Below are 5,121 nucleotides of genomic sequence, written 5' to 3' on the forward strand. Positions count from 1 at the left end.
GCGGCCGCCGCCCTCGCCGCCTTCGGCCCGTGGTCGCGGGTGCCCGCCGCCGAGCGGGCCGCGATCCTCGCCCGGACGGCGGACCACATACGACGCCACCTCGTCCCGTACGCCGAACTCGCCCAGGCCGAGAGCGGCGCGACGACCGGTACGGCGCGGGGGATGCAGGTCGGGATCGGGGCGGCCCGTTTCCAGCGGTACTCCCGCGTCGAGCCGGTGGAGGAGCCGATCACCCCCCAGATCAACGAGGCGGGCCCCTTCGGCAAGGCGGCCGTGATGGGCGCCCTCGCCGTACGCCACCCCGTGGGCGTGGTCACCTGCGTCACCTCGTACAACAACCCCTGGGCCAACCCGGCCGGCAAGATCGCCCCCGCTCTCGCCATGGGCAACACGGTGGTCGTCAAGCCGGCCCCGCAGGACCCGCTGTCCGTCTACCGCATGGCGGAGGCGCTGGAGGCCGCCGGGGTCCCGCCGGGTGTGGTGAACGTGGTGAGCGGGTCGGGCGCGGACGCCGGTGCGGCGGCCGTGGACTCGCCGGACGTCGACATGGTGAGTTTCACCGGCTCGACGGCGGTTGGACAGCGGATCGCGGAGGTGTGCGGGCGCGGCATGAAGCGCCAGCTGATGGAGTTGGGCGGCAAGGGCGCGGCGGTCGTCTTCGACGACGCGGACGTGGGGTCGGCGGTGGCCGGCATCGCCACCACCTTCACCTTCTACAGCGGACAGATCTGCACGGCACCGACGCGGGTGATCGCGCAGCGGGGTGTCTACGACCGGCTGGTGACCCAACTGAGCGCGTATGCGATGCGGCTGCCGGTGGGTGACCCGCGCGAGCCGGGCACGGTGGTCGGGCCGGTGATCTCGGCGGCGCACCGTGACCGCGTCGAGTCGTACGTCGAACTGGGCCGCAAGGAGGGTGCGCGGGTGGTGGCGGGCGGCGAACGGCCCCCGTACGAGCGGGGCTTCTATGTCGCGCCCACGGTCCTCGCGGACTGCACCCCCGACATGCGTGTCGTCCGCGAGGAGATCTTCGGCCCGGTCGTGGTCGTCCTCCCCTTCGACGACGAGGACGAGGCCGTCGCCCTCGCCAACGACAGCGACTACGGCCTCATCGACTACGTCTGGTCCGGGGACGTGGCCCGAGCGTTCCGGGTGGCCCGGCGCCTGCGTGCGGGGGGCGTGGGTGTGAACACCGTCGGCCGCAACATGGAGGCCCCGTTCGGCGGCTTCAAGAAGAGCGGGGTGGGGCGCGACGTGGGGTCGTACGCGCTGCACGCGTACAGCGAGACGCAGGCGATCGTCTGGCCCGGGTGAGGTCTTCCCTTCTGATCCTTTTGAACGCAATGATGTTCGAATGCAGCGTGAACGGCGTGTTGAGCGTGTTCAGCGGGTTCAGCGGGTGTCCAAGGCGTGGCGGTGGCCCCTGGGCGGCCTGGTGGCGGCCGTCGTGGGCGCCCTGTTCGTGCCGATGGGCGGGCCGCTGTGGTTGCATCTGGTGGTGACGCTGGGCGCGGTCGTCACCCTTGTAGGCATGGCGAACCGCGAGGTCCCGTTCCCGGTGGCCGTGGCACAGTGGCGGCTCGGGGGCGACGATCCCGACGTACTGCGTGCCCGTGTCCTCTCGGCGGTGGCGGCCCTCCAGCAGGGGCAGCCCGGTCTCGCGGTGTACCGGCTGAAGTCCGTACTGCCGGACCTGGCCCGCGCCTTGGGGCCGGACCACCCCGAGACGCTGTCCGCCCGCGTCGTGAGCGTCCAACTGCGCGGTGAGACGGGCGACTTGCCCGACCGTCTCGCCGCGGTCGACGATCTGATCGCCGACATCACCCGCGGTCTCGGCCCCGGCCACCCCGACACGCTCGCCGCCGTCTACTGCCGCGCGGAGTGGCTCGGCCAGGACGGCCGTACCGACGAGGCGGAGGCGGCCTACGCCGATGCCGTCGGCGCGGCCACGGAGCATCTGGGCGCCGACCACAACGTGACGTTGATCGCCCGCAGTTCACTGACGATCCTGCGCCACGACCGGGCCGGCCGGACCGGCGACGGTGCCGCCGCCGCTGACGCCGTCGACGACATGACCGCCGTCGTCGACGCGATGGAACGCGCCCTCGGCGCCGACGACCCGACCACGGCTTCCACCCGCCGTCTCCTCGCCCAGTGGCAGCGCACGCGGCCCCGAGAGACCGGCTGATGGACCGCCCTCTCCTCTACCTCGACGTGGACGGACCGTTGAACCCGTACGCCGCGAAGCCGGAGCGGCGGCCCGCCGGCTACACGACGCACCGGATGAAACCGCAGGGCTGGATCGCCCAGCATCCCGGAAGCCCCGCGGCGTACGTCAAGCCGCTAAGGGTCTGGCTCAACCCGGACCACGGTCGCCAACTGCTGCAACTCGACGTGCTGTTCGACCTGGTGTGGGCGACGACCTGGGTCGGCGAGGCGAACACGTACATCGCGCCGGTCCTCGGGCTGCCGGAACTGCCCGTGGTGGACTGGCCTCGGAGCCCGGTCACCGGACTGTCCGGGGTGGCCCCGGAACCCGGCGTGTTCTGGAAGACACCACGTCTCGTCGAACACGCGGCCGGGCGGCCGTTCGCGTGGGTCGACGACGAGATCGGCACCGCCGACCAGGACTTCGTGGCCACCCACCACCGGAACTCCGCCCTGCTGCACCGCGTCGACCCCCGACTCGGCCTGCGGGAGACGGACTTCGCGACGCTCGCCGCCTTCGCACGGACCACCGACGGGACGGGATAGCGATACGGTCGACCGGTGATCGTGTGGGTGAACGGGTCCTTCGGGAGCGGAAAGACGACCTTGGTCGAGGAGCTGCGGGGGCGGTGGCCCGAGGCGCTCGTGTTCGACCCCGAGGTGATCGGCTACGTACTGCGGGAGATCGTGGAGGTACCGACCGGGGACTTCCAGGATCTGCGGCTGTGGCGGCGCCAGGTCGCCGAGTGTCTGGTGGGCCTGGTGGAGGAGTACCGCCGGCCGGTGCTGGCGCCGATGACCCTGGTGAACCCCGCCTACGTGGCCGAGGTGTTCGGCGCGATCGGTGCCGCCGGCATCCCCCTCCACCACTTCTTCCTCAAGGTCCCCGAGGACGTGCTGGTCGCCCGCATCGACGGCCGCAGCTTCACGCCGGACGACCCCGAGCAGGACGAACGGGTCCGCCGGTGGTGCAGGGGCCGGATCGCGGAGTGCATGTCCGCGGTCGACACCCTGCCCTCCGACACGGTGTTCCTGGACGGTGAGTCGAGCCCTGGTGAGCTGGCTGGGTTTGTGCTGCGCCGCGTGACCCGGTGAGCGTGGGATCCGTCGGCCGGTCCTAGTCGCTGAGATCCTGCTCCACAGGCTCCCCGCGGCCTATCGACAGGGACCAGCGCACTTTTGAAGAGGCGGTGACGGAGACCGTGCCCGCGCTCTCGGCGCCGTCGATGGCGAACTGGTTGTTGATGCTGGTCACTTCGCCGTCGAGGCAGTCCATGGGGAAAGAGGCGGCCATGGGGCGAAGCAGAACCTCGATCGTGCCCTTGCCCTCGCAGCTCACCGCGACGGTGAGAGCCTTGCCCTCGCCCTTCCTCGCCTTGCCGAACTCCAGGTGCGCGCTGTTCCGCGTCCGGTTCTGACGCAGGACGACGCGTTCGGCGACGGGGTCCGGAGCGCGGTTCCTCAACACGCGCTCTGTTGCCGACGCATTGGAGTCCGCGGCCGGGGTCGCCTTCGCCGGGCTCGGCCCGGCCGTCCGTGAGGGCTGCTGCTTCTGCGACCCGGTGTCGCCGTTCGACGAGCATGCGGTGGCGGAGAGGAGAGCAGCCGCCGACAGCAGCGTCAGAGCGGTGAGTGTGCGGCGGGACATGCGTGATGAGCGTGACATGAACGACCCCCGTCAAATCTGCCCGCTGGTGGCGGGCGAGGTGGTGATCGTGACACCGGGCCGAGACGGGCAACAAGGCTAAGGGGCGTGTTCAGAGGCTGATTTGAGGTTGGCGGTGCTTGCCCGGAAGGAAGGGCCCGCACTCTCCTGCCAAGCGGCTGACGGTGTCTCAGAAGTGCCCTGCGCGCGGGTCCGCCTCGGTGGACATACCGTCAGTCCGCTTCCCCGACGCTCCGGATGCGGGCCACCGAGCCGATTTCCAGGGCCGTCCACATCGAACCGTCGGGTCCGAGAGCGATGCCGTGGGGCTCGGAGGACGGGGTCGGCAGATCGTGTTCGTGGATCTCGTACGTCCCGTGCTTCTCGTGCTTCTCGGGCTTCTCATGCATCTCGGGCATCTCGCTATGGCCGCCGTCGTAGGTGATCCTGCCTACGCGGTTGGCGCCCCACTCGGTGAACCAGCAGCCGCCGTCGATGTCGGGGTCGGCGACGATGGCGTGCGGGCGGCACTCGCGGTCCGGCAGGGGGAACTCGTCGATCTTCCCGTCCGGTGTGATCCGCCCGATCTGCCCGGCCCCGATCTCGACGAACCACATGGCCCCGTCACCACCGGCGGTGATGCCCACGGGACCGGCTCCCGGCGTCGGCAGCGGATGGACGGTCACCTCCCCGTCCAGGGAGATGGCACCGATCGCGTTCGCCCGGTTCATCGTGAACCACAGCCGGCCGTCCGGCCCGGCGGCGATGGCCGACGGAAACGCCCCGGCGAGTGGGAGCGGGAACTCGTCGACCTCACCCTCGGTCGTGATCCGCCCGATTCGGTCGGCCTCCGCCTCCGTGAACCACAGCGCGTCATCGGGACCGACCGCGATCCCGAACGGACCGGCATTCGAGGTCGGCAAGGGGAAGGACGCGACCTCTCCGGCTGTACTGATCCGCCCGATCCGGTGCCCCAGGAACTCCGTGAACCAGAGCGCGCCGTCCGGCCCGGCCGTGATGACCGACGGCCCACCGGACGTCGATCCGAGCGCGTACGACGTGGTCTCGCCGTCGGGCGAGAGCCTGCCGATGCGCCCGGCGTGGACCAGCGTGAACCACAGCGCGCCGTCCGGCCCGGCGGCGATTCCGTACGGCCCCGCCTTGGCGTCGGAGACGGGGAACTCCGTGATGGACACGGTCGTCGGCCGAGAAGTCATGTATTCGGGTCCCTCGTTCAGTGGCTGGGGGCTGGGGGCTGGGGGCTGGGG

Annotated in this window: 6 protein-coding genes; 4 read left to right on the forward strand and 2 right to left on the reverse strand. The window is 71.0% G+C overall.

Translation table 11 applies throughout. The features are described 5' to 3' along the window. From AWZ10_RS34815 to AWZ10_RS34830, 4 genes are all read left to right on the forward strand, one after another. Window positions 1-1,314: aldehyde dehydrogenase family protein (locus tag AWZ10_RS34815; RefSeq protein WP_060893000.1), on the forward strand; the 1,314-nt coding region annotated here is incomplete at its 5' end. Between the two features lie 85 nt (window positions 1,315-1,399). Then, window positions 1,400-2,188, forward strand: a complete 789-nt coding sequence (locus AWZ10_RS34820; RefSeq protein ID WP_244172647.1) for a tetratricopeptide repeat protein — start codon at window positions 1,400-1,402, stop codon at window positions 2,186-2,188. Then, window positions 2,188-2,754, forward strand: coding sequence for a hypothetical protein (locus AWZ10_RS34825; RefSeq protein WP_046709379.1), 567 nt, complete (start codon window positions 2,188-2,190; stop codon window positions 2,752-2,754). The genes AWZ10_RS34820 and AWZ10_RS34825 overlap by 1 nt, the downstream gene beginning before the upstream one ends. Window positions 2,755-2,769: 15 nt before the next feature. Beyond that, window positions 2,770-3,303: a P-loop nucleotide/nucleoside kinase family protein gene (locus AWZ10_RS34830; protein WP_046709380.1), complete on the forward strand. Its 534-nt coding sequence runs from the start codon at window positions 2,770-2,772 to the stop codon at window positions 3,301-3,303. A gap of 22 nt (window positions 3,304-3,325) precedes the next feature. Here AWZ10_RS34830 and AWZ10_RS34835 read toward each other — a convergent pair whose 3' ends face one another. Both AWZ10_RS34835 and AWZ10_RS34840 read right to left on the reverse strand, forming a co-directional pair. Beyond that, window positions 3,326-3,856 carry a hypothetical protein gene (locus AWZ10_RS34835; RefSeq protein ID WP_060893002.1) on the reverse strand — a complete coding sequence of 177 codons (531 nt, stop codon included), beginning with the start codon at window positions 3,854-3,856 and terminating at the stop codon, window positions 3,326-3,328. 230 nt (window positions 3,857-4,086) lie between these two features. Then, the gene (locus AWZ10_RS34840; protein WP_063809821.1) at window positions 4,087-5,070 is read right to left on the reverse strand and encodes a Vgb family protein; all 984 of its coding nucleotides are present in this window, start codon (window positions 5,068-5,070) and stop codon (window positions 4,087-4,089) included. Window positions 5,071-5,121 lie beyond the last annotated feature (51 nt).

Source organism: Streptomyces europaeiscabiei, from assembly GCF_001550375.1.
Taxonomy (GTDB): domain Bacteria; phylum Actinomycetota; class Actinomycetes; order Streptomycetales; family Streptomycetaceae; genus Streptomyces; species Streptomyces europaeiscabiei.

Coding starts and splice junctions, on each gene's coding strand:
- AWZ10_RS34825 (WP_046709379.1), top strand. CDS start 2,188: ATGGACCGCCCTCTCCTCTACCTCGACGTGGACGGACCGTTGAACCCG.
- AWZ10_RS34835 (WP_060893002.1), bottom strand. CDS start 3,856: ATGTCCCGCCGCACACTCACCGCTCTGACGCTGCTGTCGGCGGCTGCT.
- AWZ10_RS34840 (WP_063809821.1), bottom strand. CDS start 5,070: ATGACTTCTCGGCCGACGACCGTGTCCATCACGGAGTTCCCCGTCTCC.